Source organism: Pectobacterium parmentieri (assembly GCF_001742145.1).
GTDB lineage: Bacteria > Pseudomonadota > Gammaproteobacteria > Enterobacterales > Enterobacteriaceae > Pectobacterium > Pectobacterium parmentieri.
The window spans coordinates 3,116,175-3,131,661 of the sequence record NZ_CP015749.1 but is presented as its reverse complement, the minus strand read 5'-3'; the positions used below and the strand labels follow the sequence as shown (position 1 = coordinate 3,131,661).

17 protein-coding genes and 1 pseudogene are annotated in these 15,487 nt (G+C 53.2%); 7 read left to right on the top strand and 11 right to left on the bottom strand.

The window, feature by feature from the left end; all coding sequences use genetic code 11:
- Positions 1-55: 55 nt before the first annotated feature.
- The 4 genes from A8F97_RS14220 to A8F97_RS14210 all read right to left on the bottom strand — a co-directional run bounded on the left by A8F97_RS14220 (position 56) and on the right by A8F97_RS14210 (position 2,022).
- Positions 56-340 (bottom strand): type II toxin-antitoxin system RelE/ParE family toxin, encoded by a 285-nt coding sequence (locus A8F97_RS14220; RefSeq protein ID WP_012822666.1) that lies wholly within the window; start codon positions 338-340, stop codon positions 56-58.
- The gene (gene relB / locus A8F97_RS14215; RefSeq protein ID WP_012822667.1) at positions 330-575 is read right to left on the bottom strand and encodes a type II toxin-antitoxin system RelB family antitoxin; all 246 of its coding nucleotides are present in this window, start codon (positions 573-575) and stop codon (positions 330-332) included. Before relB ends, A8F97_RS14220 begins: the two co-directional genes overlap by 11 nt.
- 67 nt (positions 576-642) lie before the next feature.
- On the bottom strand, positions 643-795 hold the full coding sequence (locus tag A8F97_RS23895) for a ferredoxin reductase domain-containing protein (RefSeq protein ID WP_012822668.1): 153 nt from the start codon (positions 793-795) through the stop codon (positions 643-645).
- Between the two features lie 15 nt (positions 796-810).
- Positions 811-2,022, bottom strand: coding sequence for an MFS transporter (locus A8F97_RS14210; RefSeq protein ID WP_012822669.1), 1,212 nt, complete (start codon positions 2,020-2,022; stop codon positions 811-813).
- A 132-nt stretch (positions 2,023-2,154) separates the two neighbouring features.
- Here A8F97_RS14210 and iucA point away from each other — a divergent pair, with 132 nt between their 5' ends.
- The 5 genes from iucA to iutA are packed head-to-tail and all read left to right on the top strand — an operon-like array spanning position 2,155 to position 10,125.
- A complete protein-coding gene (gene iucA / locus A8F97_RS14205; protein ID WP_014698795.1) occupies positions 2,155-3,879 on the top strand; it encodes an aerobactin synthase IucA in 1,725 nt (574 codons plus the stop codon).
- Positions 3,880-4,827 (top strand): N(6)-hydroxylysine O-acetyltransferase, encoded by a 948-nt coding sequence (gene iucB, locus A8F97_RS14200; protein WP_033070945.1) that lies wholly within the window; start codon positions 3,880-3,882, stop codon positions 4,825-4,827.
- Positions 4,827-6,560: an aerobactin synthase IucC gene (gene iucC, locus A8F97_RS14195; RefSeq protein WP_033070946.1), complete on the top strand. Its 1,734-nt coding sequence runs from the start codon at positions 4,827-4,829 to the stop codon at positions 6,558-6,560. Before iucB ends, iucC begins: the two co-directional genes overlap by 1 nt.
- Before the next feature lie 3 nt (positions 6,561-6,563).
- Complete coding sequence (iucD, locus tag A8F97_RS14190; protein ID WP_033070947.1) at positions 6,564-7,898, top strand: NADPH-dependent L-lysine N(6)-monooxygenase; 1,335 nt, start codon at positions 6,564-6,566, stop codon at positions 7,896-7,898.
- Positions 7,899-7,926: 28 nt separating this feature from the next.
- Positions 7,927-10,125 carry a ferric aerobactin receptor IutA gene (gene iutA / locus A8F97_RS14185; protein WP_033070948.1) on the top strand — a complete coding sequence of 733 codons (2,199 nt, stop codon included), beginning with the start codon at positions 7,927-7,929 and terminating at the stop codon, positions 10,123-10,125.
- On the opposite strand, the gene A8F97_RS23310 is transcribed toward iutA, so the two are convergent.
- Positions 10,111-10,362, bottom strand: a complete 252-nt coding sequence (locus A8F97_RS23310; protein ID WP_227001558.1) for a hypothetical protein — start codon at positions 10,360-10,362, stop codon at positions 10,111-10,113. The genes iutA and A8F97_RS23310 overlap by 15 nt on opposite strands.
- A gap of 356 nt (positions 10,363-10,718) precedes the next feature.
- Between A8F97_RS23310 and abiEi the strand changes: the two genes are divergently transcribed.
- Both abiEi and A8F97_RS14175 read left to right on the top strand, forming a co-directional pair.
- Entirely contained in the window at positions 10,719-11,264 is a 546-nt protein-coding gene (gene abiEi / locus A8F97_RS14180) for a type IV toxin-antitoxin system AbiEi family antitoxin (RefSeq protein WP_033070949.1), read from the top strand.
- On the top strand, positions 11,248-12,165 hold the full coding sequence (locus A8F97_RS14175) for a nucleotidyl transferase AbiEii/AbiGii toxin family protein (protein WP_033070950.1): 918 nt from the start codon (positions 11,248-11,250) through the stop codon (positions 12,163-12,165). The genes abiEi and A8F97_RS14175 overlap by 17 nt, the downstream gene beginning before the upstream one ends.
- A gap of 182 nt (positions 12,166-12,347) precedes the next feature.
- On the opposite strand, the pseudogene A8F97_RS23305 reads toward A8F97_RS14175, so the two are convergent.
- From A8F97_RS23305 to A8F97_RS24655, 6 genes and pseudogenes are all read right to left on the bottom strand, one after another.
- Positions 12,348-12,632 (bottom strand): annotated as a pseudogene (locus tag A8F97_RS23305) (type II toxin-antitoxin system RelE family toxin).
- The gene (locus tag A8F97_RS14170; protein ID WP_012822677.1) at positions 12,622-12,873 is read right to left on the bottom strand and encodes a type II toxin-antitoxin system Phd/YefM family antitoxin; all 252 of its coding nucleotides are present in this window, start codon (positions 12,871-12,873) and stop codon (positions 12,622-12,624) included. Before A8F97_RS14170 ends, A8F97_RS23305 begins: the two are co-directional and overlap by 11 nt.
- A 370-nt stretch (positions 12,874-13,243) precedes the next feature.
- Positions 13,244-13,795: an AAA family ATPase gene (locus A8F97_RS14165; RefSeq protein WP_012822678.1), complete on the bottom strand. Its 552-nt coding sequence runs from the start codon at positions 13,793-13,795 to the stop codon at positions 13,244-13,246.
- Positions 13,796-14,123: 328 nt separating this feature from the next.
- Positions 14,124-14,702 (bottom strand): hypothetical protein, encoded by a 579-nt coding sequence (locus A8F97_RS24665; RefSeq protein ID WP_227001557.1) that lies wholly within the window; start codon positions 14,700-14,702, stop codon positions 14,124-14,126.
- Entirely contained in the window at positions 14,654-14,992 is a 339-nt protein-coding gene (locus tag A8F97_RS24660) for an SIR2 family NAD-dependent protein deacylase (RefSeq protein WP_232830242.1), read from the bottom strand. The genes A8F97_RS24665 and A8F97_RS24660 overlap by 49 nt, the downstream gene beginning before the upstream one ends.
- 183 nt (positions 14,993-15,175) lie before the next feature.
- The gene (locus tag A8F97_RS24655) at positions 15,176-15,481 is read right to left on the bottom strand and encodes an SIR2 family protein (RefSeq protein WP_014698803.1); all 306 of its coding nucleotides are present in this window, start codon (positions 15,479-15,481) and stop codon (positions 15,176-15,178) included.
- Between the last annotated feature and the right edge of the window lie 6 nt (positions 15,482-15,487).

Sequence of the window (15,487 nt, the reverse complement as noted above, 5' to 3'; positions counted from 1 at the left end):
TGCGTGGCGGTTAGTCGGTGGATGTACATTCGTTAAAATCCAGAAAGGAGGTTGTTCACCATTTTGACGGTAAACGTCTGTGTGTATGAAAGACGCGCAGAATCTGGAGCATATTATCTTTCACACGGTAGGGGATGATGTAGGGATAGTGTGTTAACACTAGCTCACGCGTTCCTGGCACACGGCCTGGCCTTCCCATTGCTGGCTGTTGCGGTAGTAATTCCGTTAATCTTTGGACTTCATCTACGAACTGGCTGGCAGCTTGTGGATCGTCTTGAGCGATATAGAGGTATTCGGCTTCCAAATTGGCCGCGGCTTTACGCAGCCATTTAATTTCCATTTCTTGCCGTACCTAATTCCCTAAACAGGTTATTCATTTCATCGGATGAGACAAAATCACCCGCATCGGCCTCTTTTATGGCTTGCTCGATCTCTGCTATCTGCCAGGTTTCTCGCGCAAGATAGTCTTCAATGGCTTGTCCAGCCAGAAAAGATCGGGTACGTCCTGTAGCTTTAGCCAGCGCATCAAGCTGTGCGGTTGTTTCATCATTTAAGCGAACGGATATGACGCCCATGTTGCCACCTCACTACATTGTGTGTTTTGTATACATTGTAGTGAGGTGAGAAAAGAGAGGCAAGCGGCTACTCAATGGTAACTGGATGGTGTCCTCTGTGCTCAGATTTCATCTGCGCCACCTCCGACCCGCTGAACACCAGGCTCAGCAGAGACGGTGAAATTTCGTTTTTACGCGCCAACTGCACGTTGAACAGGCGATAGCCCAGAACCTCATCCATAACTTTTCCTTATCCTTAGATTGCGGAAGACGATGAATGGCGGCGGCTGAGCCAGATAAAGCCAGACACCCCGGTGAAGATAGCGGCGGCGACAAAAGCCGTCACCAGCAGCGCCACGCTGATGCCGGTTCGCGAGACCAGCGGCACTAGCATGGCGCAAAGTCCGTAGCCCAGCGTGTGGCTGGTGGCAACCCAGCCTGCGCCCGCGCCGTCGGCAAGTTTGTCGTTAAGCAGAAGCTGATAGGCGGGCGTCGCCAGCGCAGCCCCGAAGGAGAGCAGTGCGCAGCCGGGATAAAACAGCCACAGCGGAACAGATATCATCAACGCCAGACCGCATAACATGAGTGCCCCGGCGCTTAACAGCAGCGCCATCGGCGTCAGCCGCTGGGGGCGCAGCACGCCAAACTGAGCAATCAGCGATGCTACCGCCGCCACGCTGAGCAGCCACGCTACCTGATGACTAATCGCGGCGGTATCCGTGGCGAACTGGCGGGCGAGCGCGGGAGACAGGCCAAGCTGCATCAGGCTGACGGTCGCCGACAGCAGCAGCGCGCAGAGGAGATACGGCAGGCATACAGGCGTGAGGCGCACGCTTTTGCGACTGGCTGCGGGCTGCGGCGGCGTGCCCGGTAAACGCAGCAGCATGATAAGCGCCAGCAGCGGCGCGACCATTAACAGCGCCATCGGCGCAAGCGGATGCAGCGTCAGCATCGCCGCGGCGCACAGCGGCCCGAACAGTCGACCGCAGCTTAATCCCGAACTGATGGTCGCCAGCGCCGCCATTCGTTTGGCTTCCCCTGCGCGCTGTAAGGCCCAGACCTGACAGGCCGGAACCATCGCCGACACGGTAAGCCCGTAGATAATCCGTGCGATAATTAACAACCCGATGCCCGCCCCCGGAGGAATGGCGTGAGTCGCCAGCAGCACGCTGCCCAGGCCAAGCAGCGCAAAGCTCGCGCCGTATCCCCCCAGCGCCCAGAGCACCACCGGTTTGCTGCCCCGGCGCGCGATCTGTTTTCCCCACCACGGCGACGATGGCAGAAACAGCATTGAGCCAAGCGTTAAAAGCGCCGCCCAAATCGACAGGCTAAGGTTTGTCTGAATCACCAGAACCGGGATCGCCACCAGCAGGCCATTCTGCCCGACGCCAAGTAGCCCCGCGCTGAACGCCAGCGGCCAACAGGACAAGGATTTTTGCGGCGCGTCGGCTATCTCAAGAGGAGTCACAATGTTGCTAATCCATATATAAATTGTGTTTATTTGTGAAATTAATTTTATGAATTCTAACAATTGTTATTGATAATGAGAAACATTATCGGCAGAATTCGCATTATCAAAACATGCGGGATCTGTTTGATTATGACTTTGCCAAAGAAAACTCCGACCTGGGATGTCGCTGCGCAGTGCTTCCTGAACGCGCTTATTCGTGAAACCAGAACGTGGCGACTGACCGAAAGCCAGCCTGCTGAACTGATTATCCCCCTCGACGATCGTCAGGCGCTGCATTTCACGGTGGACTACTTCTCACCGACTCAGCATCACCGTTTCGCCTTCCCGGCTCAGTTAGTGAGCGCTTCGGATCGCGAGCCTGTCGATTTCCCGACATTTTCCCGTCTCATTGTTGATACGCTCCGGCATACGCTGTCGCTGCCCGCGTCTCACGCCGATGCGTTTTACCAGCGCGTCACCCAAAGCCATACGCATACGCAGCAGGCCATCGACGCTCGTCACGACTGGGCCACCCTGCGCGAGCACGCGCTGAACTTTGGCGAAGCGGAACAAGCGCTGCTGGTGGGCCACGCGTTCCATCCGGCACCAAAATCGCATGAACCCTTTACCCGACAGGAGGCGGAGCGCTATCTGCCGGACTTCGCTCCCCACTTCTCGCTGCGCTGGTTTTCGGTTGATAAAGCGCACATCGCGGGCGACAGCCTGCATCTGAATCTGCAACAGCGCCTGACGCGCTTTGCCGCTGAAAACGCCCCACAGTTGCTCAGTGAACTGAGCAATAGCCAGTGGCTTTTCCCGCTGCATCCGTGGCAGGCCGCGTATCTGCTGGAACAGCCATGGTGCCAGCAGTTGGCGGAGCAGGGGCTACTGCGGGATCTGGGCGAAGCCGGTACGCCGTGGCTGCCGACCACCTCTTCCCGTTCGCTTTACTGCGCCACCAGCCGCGACATGATCAAGTTTTCCCTCAGCGTGCGCCTGACCAACTCCGTGCGCACCCTGTCGGTGAAAGAAGTGACGCGCGGCATGCGCCTGGCGCGTCTGGCGCAAACGGAACGCTGGCAGATGTTGCAAACCCGTTTCCCGACGTTCCAGGTGATGCAGGAGGACGGCTGGGGGGGGCTGCGCGATCTGCACGGCAATATCATGGCGGAAAGCCTGTTTGCCCTGCGTGAAAACCTTCTGGTCGATCGGCCACAAAGCCAGACCAACGTACTGGTGTCTCTGACGCAGGCCGCACCGGATGGCGGCGATTCGCTGCTGGTCGCGGCAGTCAAACGCCTGAGCGCACGTCTGGGGATCACGCCGCAGCAGGCCGCCCACACGTGGGTTGACGCCTACTGCCAGCAGGTACTGAAACCGCTGTTCACAGCCGAAGCGGATTACGGCCTGGTCCTGCTGGCGCATCAGCAAAATATTCTGGTGGAGATGCAGCAGGATCTCCCCATCGGGCTTATCTACCGCGACTGCCAGGGCAGCGCGTTTATGCCACATGCGGCGGGCTGGCTCGACGTTATCGGCGAGGCGCAGGCTGAAAATATTTTCACCCACGAGCAATTGCTGCGCTACTTCCCGTACTACCTGCTGGTGAACTCTACCTTCGCCGTCACCGCCGCGCTGGGCGCTGCCGGGCTGGACAGCGAAGTTAGCCTGATGGCGCGGGTACGCATGCAGCTTTGCGCGGTGCGCGAACAGGTGACGCACAAGACCTGTCTCGACTACGTGCTGGAAAGCCCATTCTGGAACGTGAAAGGCAACTTCTTCTGTTACCTGAACGATCACAACGAAAACACCATCGTCGACCCATCGGTCATCTATTTCGATTTCGCCAACCCGCTGCTGGCGCAGGAGTCCTGAATGTCTATGGCCAATATCGTTCACAGCGGCCACGGCCTGCGCTGTGAAAAACTCGACGCACAACTGACTCTCGGCTGGGGCCAGGATAACAGCGCGGTGCTGCGCTGGCCGGGTCCGCTGCCGGAAGGCTGGCTGCGCGATGCGCTGGATCAGATTTTCATCGCCGCGCCGCAGATCTCCGCGCTGATTTTGCCTTACGCCGACTGGCGCGAGGAGCCGCAGGCGCTGGCGCTTTTTGCGCAGATGCACAGCGATATTATTCATCGCGCCGTGTTCTGGCAGCTCCCGCTCTGGCTGAGCGCGCCGTCAAAACAGGCCTCCGGCGAAATGACCTTTGACGCAGAACGTGAAATCTACTTCCCTGCTCGCCCGGCGCGCCCGAAGGGTGAGGTTTATCGCCGTTACGATCCACGCGTGCGTAAAACCCTGAGTTTCCGCGTGGCAGACCCGGCGCTGGACGCCGAACGTTTTACCCGCTGGATGAACGATCCGCGTGTGGAATATTTCTGGGAGCAAGGCGGTTCCCTTGCGCTACAAACCGCCTATCTCGAACGCCAGCTCACCGGAAAACATGCGTTCCCGTTGATTGGCTGTTTTGACGATCAGCCGTTCAGCTACTTTGAAATTTACTGGGCAGCGGAAGATCGTATCGGCCGCCACTATACCTGGCAGCCCTACGATCGCGGTCTGCACCTACTGGTCGGCGAACAGGCCTGGCGAGGTGCGCACTATGTTCAAAGCTGGCTGCGCGGGCTGACGCACTATTTGCTGCTGGATGAACCGCGCACGCAGCGCACGGTGCTGGAGCCGCGCGCCGACAACCAGCGCCTGTTCCGCCACTTCGATCCGGCGGGCTACCGCACGCTGAAAGAGTTCGACTTCCCGCATAAACGTTCGCGCCTGGTGATGGCAGATCGCACCCGCTTCTTTATGGAGGTGGGCCTGTGATGAACCGTATGGACTGGGAAATTGTTAACCGCCAGTTGGTGGCGAAAATGCTGGCTGAACTGGAATACGAACAGGTCTTTCACGCCGAGTCTCTGGGCGATGACTGTTACGCGATTAATCTGCCGGGCGCGGAGTGGCACTTCAGCGCACAGCGCGGGATCTGGGGCTGGCTGTGGATCGACCATGAAACGCTGCGCTGCGCCGATGAGCCCGTTGTTGCACAGACGCTGCTGATGCAGCTAAAGCCGGTGCTGTCGATGAGCGATGCCACCGTCGCCGAGCATATGCAGGATCTCTACGCTACGCTGCTGGGCGACCTGCAACTGCGCAACGCACGTCGCGGCATGAGCGCGGAAGATCTTATCGCGCTGGACGCCGATCGGTTGCAGTGCCTGCTCAGTGGTCATCCAAAATTCGCCTTTAATAAGGGCCGCCGTGGCTGGGGACGGGACGCGCTGACGCGCTATGCCCCGGAGTACGCCAATACCTTCCAGCTTCATTGGCTGGCGGTGAAACGCGACAACATGGTCTGGCGCTGCGACAGCGCGCTGGACAGCGAACAACTGCTGACGGCGGCGATGGACCCGCAGGAGTTGGCCCGTTTCCATCAGGCCTGGCAGGCGCGCGGGCTGGACAAGAGCTGGCTCGCGTTGCCGGTGCATCCGTGGCAGTGGCAGCAAAAAATCGCCCTCGATTTCGTTGCCGATCTGGCTGAGGGCCGCATGGTGTCGTTGGGTGAATTTGGCGACCGCTGGCTCGCCCAGCAGTCGCTGCGCACCCTGACCAACGCCAGCCGCCAGGTCGGGCTGGATATCAAACTGCCGCTGACGATTTACAACACCTCCTGCTATCGCGGCATTCCGGGCAAATATATTGCCGCCGGGCCGCTGGCCTCGCGCTGGCTTCAGCAGGTGTTTGCCACTGACCCGACGCTGCAACAAAGCGGCGCGGTGATCCTCGGCGAACCGGCGGCGGGCTACGTTTCCCACGAGGGCTACGCCGCGCTGGCGCAGGCACCGTATCGTTATCAGGAGATGCTCGGCGTTATCTGGCGCGAGAATCCGTTCCGCTGGCTGAAGTCCGATGAAATCCCAATTCTGATGGCGACCCTGATGGAGTGCGATGAGCACAACCGGCCGCTGATTGGCGCGTATATCGCCCAGTCCGGGATGGATGCGGAAGCCTGGCTGTCGCAGATGTTCCGCGTGGTGGTGGTGCCGCTCTACCACCTGCTGTGCCGCTACGGCGTCGCGCTGATCGCCCACGGACAAAATATTACCCTCGCCATGAAAAATGGCGTGCCGCAGCGCGTTCTGTTGAAGGATTTTCAGGGCGACATGCGGCTGGTGAAGGATGAGTTCCCGGAGATGGACTCCCTGCCTCAGGAAGTGCGGGATGTTACCGCCCGCCTGAGCGCCGACTATCTGATTCATGATTTGCAGACCGGCCACTTTGTGACGGTGTTGCGCTTTGTTTCGCCGCTTATGGTACGCCTCGGCGTGCCGGAGAGACGTTTTTATCAACTGCTGGCGACAGTGTTGAGTGATTACATGCAGGAACACCCACAACTGTCAGCGCGTTTCGCGCTTTTCTCACTCTTCAGGCCACAAATCATTCGCGTCGTGCTGAACCCGGTAAAACTGACCTTCCCTGACCAGGACGGCGGCAGCCGCATGCTGCCGAATTACCTCGAGGATCTGCAAAACCCGCTGTGGCTGGCGACAAAGGATTAAATCATGACAAACACTGTAGATTTCATTGGCGTAGGCATTGGCCCGTTTAACCTGAGCATCGCGGCGCTAGCCCATGAAGCGGAAGGCTTCAGCAGCCGCTTCTTCGACGGCCGCACGCAGTTTGCCTGGCATCCGGGGATGCTGGTGCCGGACTGCCATATGCAGACCATGTTCCTGAAAGATCTGGTGAGCGCCGTCGCGCCGACCAGCCCGTACAGCTTTGTGAACTATCTGGTGAAGCGCAAGAAATTCTATCGCTTCCTGACCACCGAGTTGCGCACCGTTTCCCGCGATGAGTTCTCCGACTACCTGCGCTGGGCCGCCGAAGGAATGGAAAACCTGCGTTTCAACAATACGGTGGAACGCATCGCGTTTGACGATCGTCGCCAGCTTTTCGCCGTACAAACCTGCGGGGGAGAAACCTTCGCCCGCCACGTCTGCCTGGGCATTGGCAAACAGCCGCATCTGCCGGCCTGCGTGAAAAGCGTCTCGCCAACCTGCTTCCACGCCAGCGAAATGAGCCTGTGCCAGCCCAACCTGAGCGGTAAGCGGGTGACGGTGGTCGGCGGCGGGCAAAGCGGCGCCGACCTGTTCCTCAACGCTCTGCGCGGGGAATGGGGCGAAGTTGCTGAGATTAGCTGGGTGTCGCGTCGCAATAACTTTAACGCGCTGGATGAAGCGGCGTTCGCCAATGAATATTTCACCCCGGAGTACGTGTCCGGCTTCGTCGGGTTGAATCACGCCGCGCGCCAGAAGATGCTCGACGAGCAGAAAATGACCTCTGACGGTATTACTGCCGAGTCGCTGCTGACGATTTATCGCGAGCTGTACCACCGCTTCGAGGTGCTCGGCCTGCCGCGTAATGCCCATCTGATGCCGAGTCGTTCGGTCACCGGTCTTGAAAGCCGTGGCCAGGGCTGGCAACTGCTGCTGGAGCATCATCTGGATAAAGGCTACGACACGCTGGAGAGCGACGTGGTGATTTTTGCCACCGGCTACCGCCCTGCGCTGCCGCAGATGCTGTCTCCGCTGATGCCGCGTATTGCTATGCGCGATGAGTGCAGCTTCAACGTGCGGGACGATTTCACCATCGAGTGGGACGGCCCGAAAGAGAATCACCTGTTCGCCGTTAACGCCAGCATGCAGACCCACGGTATTGCCGAGCCGCAGCTTAGCCTGATGGCGTGGCGCGCCGCCCATATTCTGAATTGCGCGATGGGGCGCGATTTGTTCGATCTCAGTACGCCGCCCGCGCTGATTCAGTGGCGCAGCGGCAGCCGGGAAAAACCGCAGCCGGAGGCTGCTCCTCTGACTCGCTACACAGCATCTTTGGGCTGATATTTTCCACCCGTGTGAAGGAATAACAATGATAACCAAAAAGCATACGCTCTGGGCCCTTAACCCGTTGTTGCTCGCCATGATGGCGCCAGCGGTCGCACAGCAGAGCAGTGACGACACGTTAGTGGTTTCCGCCAACCGCACCAACCGTACGGTGGCGCAAATGGCGCAAACCACGTGGGTGATTGAAAAAGCCGAACTGGAGCAGCAGATCCAGGGCGGTAAAGAGCTGAAAGACGCACTGGCTCAGTTGATCCCCGGTCTTGACGTCAGCAGCCAGAGCCGTACCAACTACGGGATGAACGTGCGTGGCCGTCCGCTGGTCGTGCTGGTGGACGGCGTGCGTCTGAACTCGTCGCGCACCGACAGCCGCCAACTCGATTCCATCGACCCGTTCAATATCGACCACGTTGAAGTGATCTCCGGGGCCACCGCGCTGTACGGTGGCGGTAGTACCGGCGGCCTTATCAATATTGTGACTAAAAAAGGCCAGCCGGATACCCAGATGGAGTTTGAGACGGGGATCAAGAGCGGTTTCAACAGCAGTAAGGATCACGATGAGCGCGTTGCCAGCGCCATCTCCGGCGGCAACGACCGTATCTCCGGGCGCGCATCGGTGGCGTACCAGAAGTTCGGCGGCTGGTTTGACGGTAACGGCGACGCGACTCTGCTCGATAACACTCAGACTGGCCTACAGTATTCCGACCGTCTGGACGTGATGGGCACCGGGACGCTGAATATCGATGATACCCAACAGCTTCAGTTGGTTACCCAATATTATAAAAGCCAGGGTGACGACGATTACGGGCTGAACCTCGGGAAAGATTTTTCGGCAATCAGCGGCGCGACCAAGCCATACGTCAGTAGCGGCCTGCATTCAGACCGTATTCCGGGCACCGAGCGTCATCTCATCAGCCTGCAATACTCGAATAGCGATTTCCTCGGTCAGGAACTGGTCGGCCAGGTCTATTACCGCGATGAATCGCTGCTGTTTTATCCGTTCCCGACCGTCAACGCGAACAAACAGGCCACCGCGTTCTCCTCATCGCAGCAGGACACGGACCAGTATGGCGCGAAGCTGACCCTCAACAGCGAACCGCTGGACGGCTGGCAGTTGACCTACGGGCTGGATGCGGATCACGAGCGCTTTACCTCTAACCAGATGTTCTTCGATCTGGCCCAAGCAAACGCTTCCGGTGGGATGAACAACAAGCGGATTTACACCACCGGACGCTATCCGGGGTATGACATCACTAACCTGGCGACCTTCCTGCAATCCAGCTATGACATCAATGATATCTTTACCCTGAGCGGCGGTGTGCGCTATCAGTACACCGAGAACAAGATTGATGATTTCATTGGCTACGCGCAGCAACAGCAGATTGCCGCCGGGAGGGCGCAGTCCGCCGATGCGATCCCGGGCGGGTCGGTCGATTACGACAACTTCTTGTTTAACGCCGGTCTGCTGGTTCATCTGACCGAACGCCAGCAGGCGTGGTTCAATTTCTCCCAGGGCGTGGAGCTGCCGGATCCGGGTAAATACTACGGGCGCGGCACCTATGGCGCAGCGGTGAACGGGCACCTTCCGCTGACCAACAGCGTGAACGTGAATGACAGCGAACTGGAAGGCGTGAAGGTCGACTCCTACGAGCTGGGCTGGCGCTTCTCCGGCGATAACCTGCGTACGCAAATCGCGGCCTACTACTCGATTTCCGATAAGAACGTGAAGGCAAATAAAGACCTGACCATCAGCGTGGTCGATGACAAGCGCCGCATCTACGGCGTGGAAGGCGCGGTGGACTACTTTATCCCGGACACCGACTGGAGCACCGGTGCGAACTTCAACGTGCTGAAAACCGAGTCTAAAGTGAACGGTAGCTGGGAAAAGTATGATGTGAAGGTGGCGAGCCCGTCGAAAGCAACGGCCTACATCGGTTGGGCACCGGATCCGTGGAGCCTGCGCGTACAGAGCACCACTTCCTTCGACGTCAGCGACGCTCAGGGCTACAAAATCGATGGTTACACCACGGTTGATCTGCTCGGTAGCTATGATCTGCCGGTGGGTAAACTCAGCTTCAGCGTGGAGAACGTTTTCGATCGCGACTACACCACCGTCTGGGGCCAGCGCGCGCCGCTGTACTACAGCCCGGGCTACGGTCCTGCGTCGCTGTACAACTACAAAGGGCGTGGCCGCACCTTTGGCTTGAACTACTCACTGCTGTTCTAAGTCATTTTCTGCTCTGCCCGGCGTATGCCGGGCATGAGCTGGGAGTAGGTTTCTTGCACGTAGCAATTGCAACGGCGTGAATTGTCCATTATCACCCGCCAACGGAAAGAATGCCTGGCGGCTGCGTTCCCCATGTTTCACCGCATTGGTGTTACCAATTGGAGCGCCTGCACCGGTACGTTTTCCTCCCCAACCGGACGATCTTGATTGTTGGTTGTGTTTCTTCTCGTCTTTCATGGTTGTATTAACGTAAGCGTTTTATCGCATCATCGTATGCTTCTGAACGCTCACGTTTTCCAACTGGCTGGCGGAATCTGAATTTTTTCACGTAACTTAATGATATTTCTGTTTTAAATGTGAGTTCAGACTTTGTTGGTATACCTAAGCGTATACCAATGCAGAAAAGTGATAGGGTTTTTTGCTAACGTTCTCACTCTATGAATCCCACCTTTTTGTCACCTCAAACCATGAAAACTCTTTGATAAGTACACGTGAATATCACTTTTTAGTGGTTTTGGTGTGTACTTGACGGATGGTTTCTATTCAAGTATACGTGAATAACACAATTATGTGGTTTTCATGTGGACTTATGAATGGACAGGATCACTGCTATTGAGCGTTTAAATGCTTTCGATAAGCAAGGGCGTTATGTCTTCACCTCCCGCGATTTAGCCAAGATTTTCCATGAAGATACGCCCAGAGCGTTTAATGCCGGGCTAAATCGTTTAGTAAAAGATGGCATTCTTACCCGTGCGATTCGCGGTGTGTACGTCTATAACCATGCCCAAAGCAAAGATGCCTATACGCTTGAACGCATCGTGTTAGCGCTACGCCGTGGTGAATATAACTATCTTAGCCTTGAATCCGCATTGTCAGAATATGGCGTGATTTCTCAAATCCCTATTGACCGGATCACGGTGATGACCACCGGACGTTCCGAAGAACATAAAACGCCTTTTGGGGTGATTGAATTTACCCATACCAAGCGGCCCCCAGAGCAGATTTTGCAGGATACCTATTTTGGCAATTCCCCGTTACGGCAAGCGACGAAGAAAACTGCCGTGAGGGATTTACGCCGCGTTGGGCGCAATACCCACCTGATTGACGAGTCGGAGCTACATCATGAATCAGAAAGTTAACTTTGCCGAATTGGTCAGCAAAGTGGTGGAATCAGCCGAGCTTGAAGGCTTGCGCAATGTGGTGGAGAAGGAGCTTTTGCACTACGACATCCTCTACTGTTTGGATAATGCGGGCTTGCTGGAGCCGCTTACTTTTCAGGGAGGGACATCGTTAAGGCTGTGCCATGGCGCAAACCGCTTCAGTGAAGATTTGGATTTCGCCGGCGGTGTTGCGTTTTCTGGCGCAGACCTGAAGAACATGAAAGCCTGTATTGAAGATTATCTAGGGAATCGGTACGGCCTTGAAGTCAACGTGAAAGAGCCAAATGAATTGCGGAATGAACCCGGTTATGAGGAAGTTCGCATCGACAAATGGCAGGTATCCGTGACCACTGCACCGGAAAAACGCGATATGCCAAGGCAACGGATCAAAATTGAGATCGCCAATATCCCGGCTTATACCCGAACGCCGATGACGCTAAAACGTAACTATCAGGTTTTACCCGATGGTTATTCCGATACGCTGGTCATGTGTGAAACGCTGAATGAAGTGATGTGCGACAAACTGGTTTCGCTTGTCGCCACTACCAAATATATCCGCTATCGTGACGTATGGGACTTGCCGTGGCTGATCCAACAAAACGCGACTTATGATATCGATCTGATTCGTAAGAAAATACAGGATTACCGCATCTCTAATTATGATGATCTACTGGCACAGCGCATACAGAGCATTGATCAGGTTGTGGGGGATGGCCGTTTTAGCGCTGAAATGCGGCGATTCCTGCCACAGGCCGTATTTGATAGAACGTTAGGGCGTGAGGCTTTTAGCCACTATTTAAGCGGCGAACTAAAAGCACTCTTAAGTGCGTTACAGCAAGCGTTAAAAGGAGAGGGCGGGAAAGCGCCGTTCGTCATGTAAGCGTCAGTAGACAAAATAAAAAGATTTTGCACAAAACTGTTCACTCTCTTCACTGTGATTTTTTATTTTTATGAATCAATGTGTTAAAGGGTAATGAGTTGGTGAGCAGGTGACGAGTTACTCATCACCTTGATGACAGATAGGCCATATAACAAAAAGCTGTGAATGTCAGATATCCGTGCCTATAGTCGGTCTTTGGCTGCTTGATAAACCTCTGAGCGTTCCCGTTTGCCCACAGCTAAAACCAGTACCACGATCTCATGCTCAAGCACTTGATACACTAACCGATAGCCAGCGGAACGAAGTTTGATTTTGTAGCAGTCAGCCATTCCGTGAAGCCGGTTGGCGGGAACGTGGGGATTTTGTAAAACCGCTTTCAGTTTTTTGGTGAACTACTCCCGCACGGGTGCCCCCAGCTTCTTAAATTCTTTCAGCGCGTGCTCTTCAAACTCCAGCTTATAACTCATCCAGATCGACCTTCACACGTTTCCCCTTCATCCGGGAACGGGCAATTTTGGCAAGTTCGATATCTTCCTGATAGTCGGCCAGCGCTTCCCATGTTTCCGGGGAAACATAATAGCCAGAGATACGGCCATTGGTTAACACGGCTACAGGCTCGCCGTTAGCTTTTTTCAACGCCGCATTGGGCGATTTTTTAAAGTCGCTAATACTCACGGTAGCATTGGCAAGAATAGGTTGTACGGACATAATCAGCCCCTTTTAAGTATGATATTTGATACTGAATTTAGCACTTAATAAGAAAGGCAGCAGCATCACGGAATAAACGCGGAGGCAAATAAAAAGGTTTTGAACAAAATAGCTCACTCTCTTCACTATAGTTTTTTATTTTTACTAATCAATAGATTAATGAGTAATTGGGTGTTTGCATTCACTTGACTACCCATTTGTATTTTAGTTGACTACCTGTTTGCATTCCGCTTGGAAATTTCCAACAGAATATGAAGGGCGGTCTCCTTCTAAGTTGACCGGCAGCTAAGTGCCAAAAGCGGGCGTTCTTCGTATACCAGAATATGATTTATTCAGGCATTATGTTTCATCATGTGATGAGGAGGCTTTTCTATAAGCTTTGTATCGTGGAAAGGATAAAATCCACACGATCCTCAACAGAAACGCATGGTAATTCAATTAATCGATAATCATATTCCCGGTATGTTTCCACCATCGCATGATATGTCGCGATGGCAATATCGAAAGATTGCTTTCGCTCTGTATCTTGTACATATATGTCACGCCAGGGTGGTGCAACAAATACAGTTCGGTTGTAGCGAAATTTCTCGATGGCGTTTTCCAGATGCCTCGGTATGGTAAGCGCTGAAAGACGTAAATAACCTACAACATCAGGAACTCCACGATCGAAGAAGCATGGTTGTGTTTGCCCTTCCGCTTCGTGCCACGAACGCATTTCCCAGGATAGCATGAGCTCTGCGAATGCAGTCTGATTGTCCCAAGGCAATGCATCACCTCCGATGTTAACCTGGTCTTGTATAACACCTCTTCCAGCTTCTTTAGAACTCCAAAACCCTCGTTTTATAATCGCATCAACTATCGTGCTTTTGCCTGAGCCTGGGCCACCTGTAAGAATGAAACGATGTTGCAAAGCTGAAGACATTGAACCCTCCTGAACATTTACAGACGCGATGAAGCAGTAATAGTTATGGCGTACTTTTGCCCTATCACCAGATGACCTGTTGATGATTTGAGTAACTACATTTTATCCTGACTTGCATGTCCGCTCCTCGCTCAAAGCTGCATGTCAATACAGTAGGTGATTTGTGTCCGTTTTTCGTTGGAGATGGTCAAGTAATTTGCAAACGGGTAGTCAAGTAAGATGCAATGATGCAAATGATGAGTCACTCATCACCGTTCAAGATATTACTAGAAAGGGAAAATCCGCCGCGATGGCGGCAATGACGAAAAATAATACTTTTAATCAATCATTACGGAGCTTTTATCCCTAATTCAAATTCTTCTCCATCTCTAACTTTTTCAAGAAGCTCACGGAGATAATTTGAATATCTATGAGATTGGATTTCGTCACCGTTCATAATTGCATAATGATATTTGTTATCGAAGGTCTTGATATCTACGTTGGTTATATCTTTAACTATTTCTAAAAGTTTGTTTGCATCATGCCAGCCTTTATAACCAAGTGACTGTCCAAGTGTGGTTAAAGTGAAAGGGTAGCTCGCATTAAATGCCATGCCATCCGAGGATGTGGCTATACCATATAATTTTGCAAGTTCGCCTTCTGACTCACTGATGCTTGATAAAACGCGGTAATCAACCTGAACTGGATTTCTGGGAATGTCACTTCTTACGAGATCGTATGTACGGGCTAACAGAGAGCGTAGCAATTTTGGATTTATATTATCAAGTGCTCTATTGGCACCAAAGGCTGAGAATACCCATGAAAAATCGTTTGCAACTATACTTTTTATCCTGATGCTTTTATTTGCAGATACTTGAATTAACCGTTCCCGGCGCGGGTATTCATTATCATTTTTTTGTCTACCCATTCCAATATGTATATATTGGGAATTACATCACCATTCTCTGAAATTAGTTCGTCAATATCGGATAGTATATTTTTAATGTTTTCATCTTCTGCACTGTACCCTATAAATAAAAGAGGGTGTTCAGCAAAAAAAGTGAGAAGTTTTGCACTTAAATACTTCTTCTTTTTTATGAAATCTCCATAGTCATCACGATTAATAATTATACTTTTAGGTGTGGAGCAGCAACCATGAATTTTAAGAATTTCTCCGATGCTGCCATGGTTCGCATACAGTATTTTTTGGCCGATAATTGGAGTGAACTCAGGGTATATCGATTCAAGTAGCTCGTCATAATTTGTAGTTATTATAGAGTGAGGGGGGGGGGGGGTTAGAAGTTCTACTTCGCTGTTATCTATGATTTTATTATCTTGTAATAATGAGTTGAAAATATTCGATATTTTGTGTTTAAAGTAAATGTCAGGCTCATTTCCTGCTTAAAATAACTCTGAAGGAAAGTATTTTTCACCATCCCCCCATGCCCACTCATTATAAGCATCAGAAAAAACGCTTCCAATATCAATTAGCTCTGGATACTTTTGTTTGTAATAAGCGAATTTTTTATCAATATTAGGGCATTCAGTTGCAAGCTGTTGTAGTAATTCTTCCCAGTTTGGACCTGAAAGATACCTTTTAGTTAACCCTGAACCCACAAAAAGTATAGGCTGACATCCCATGCCTTCAAGGCATGTTTTTATATCATCACTAACGTCTTCAATGTATTGATAATAATTATTTGGCATCTAAGA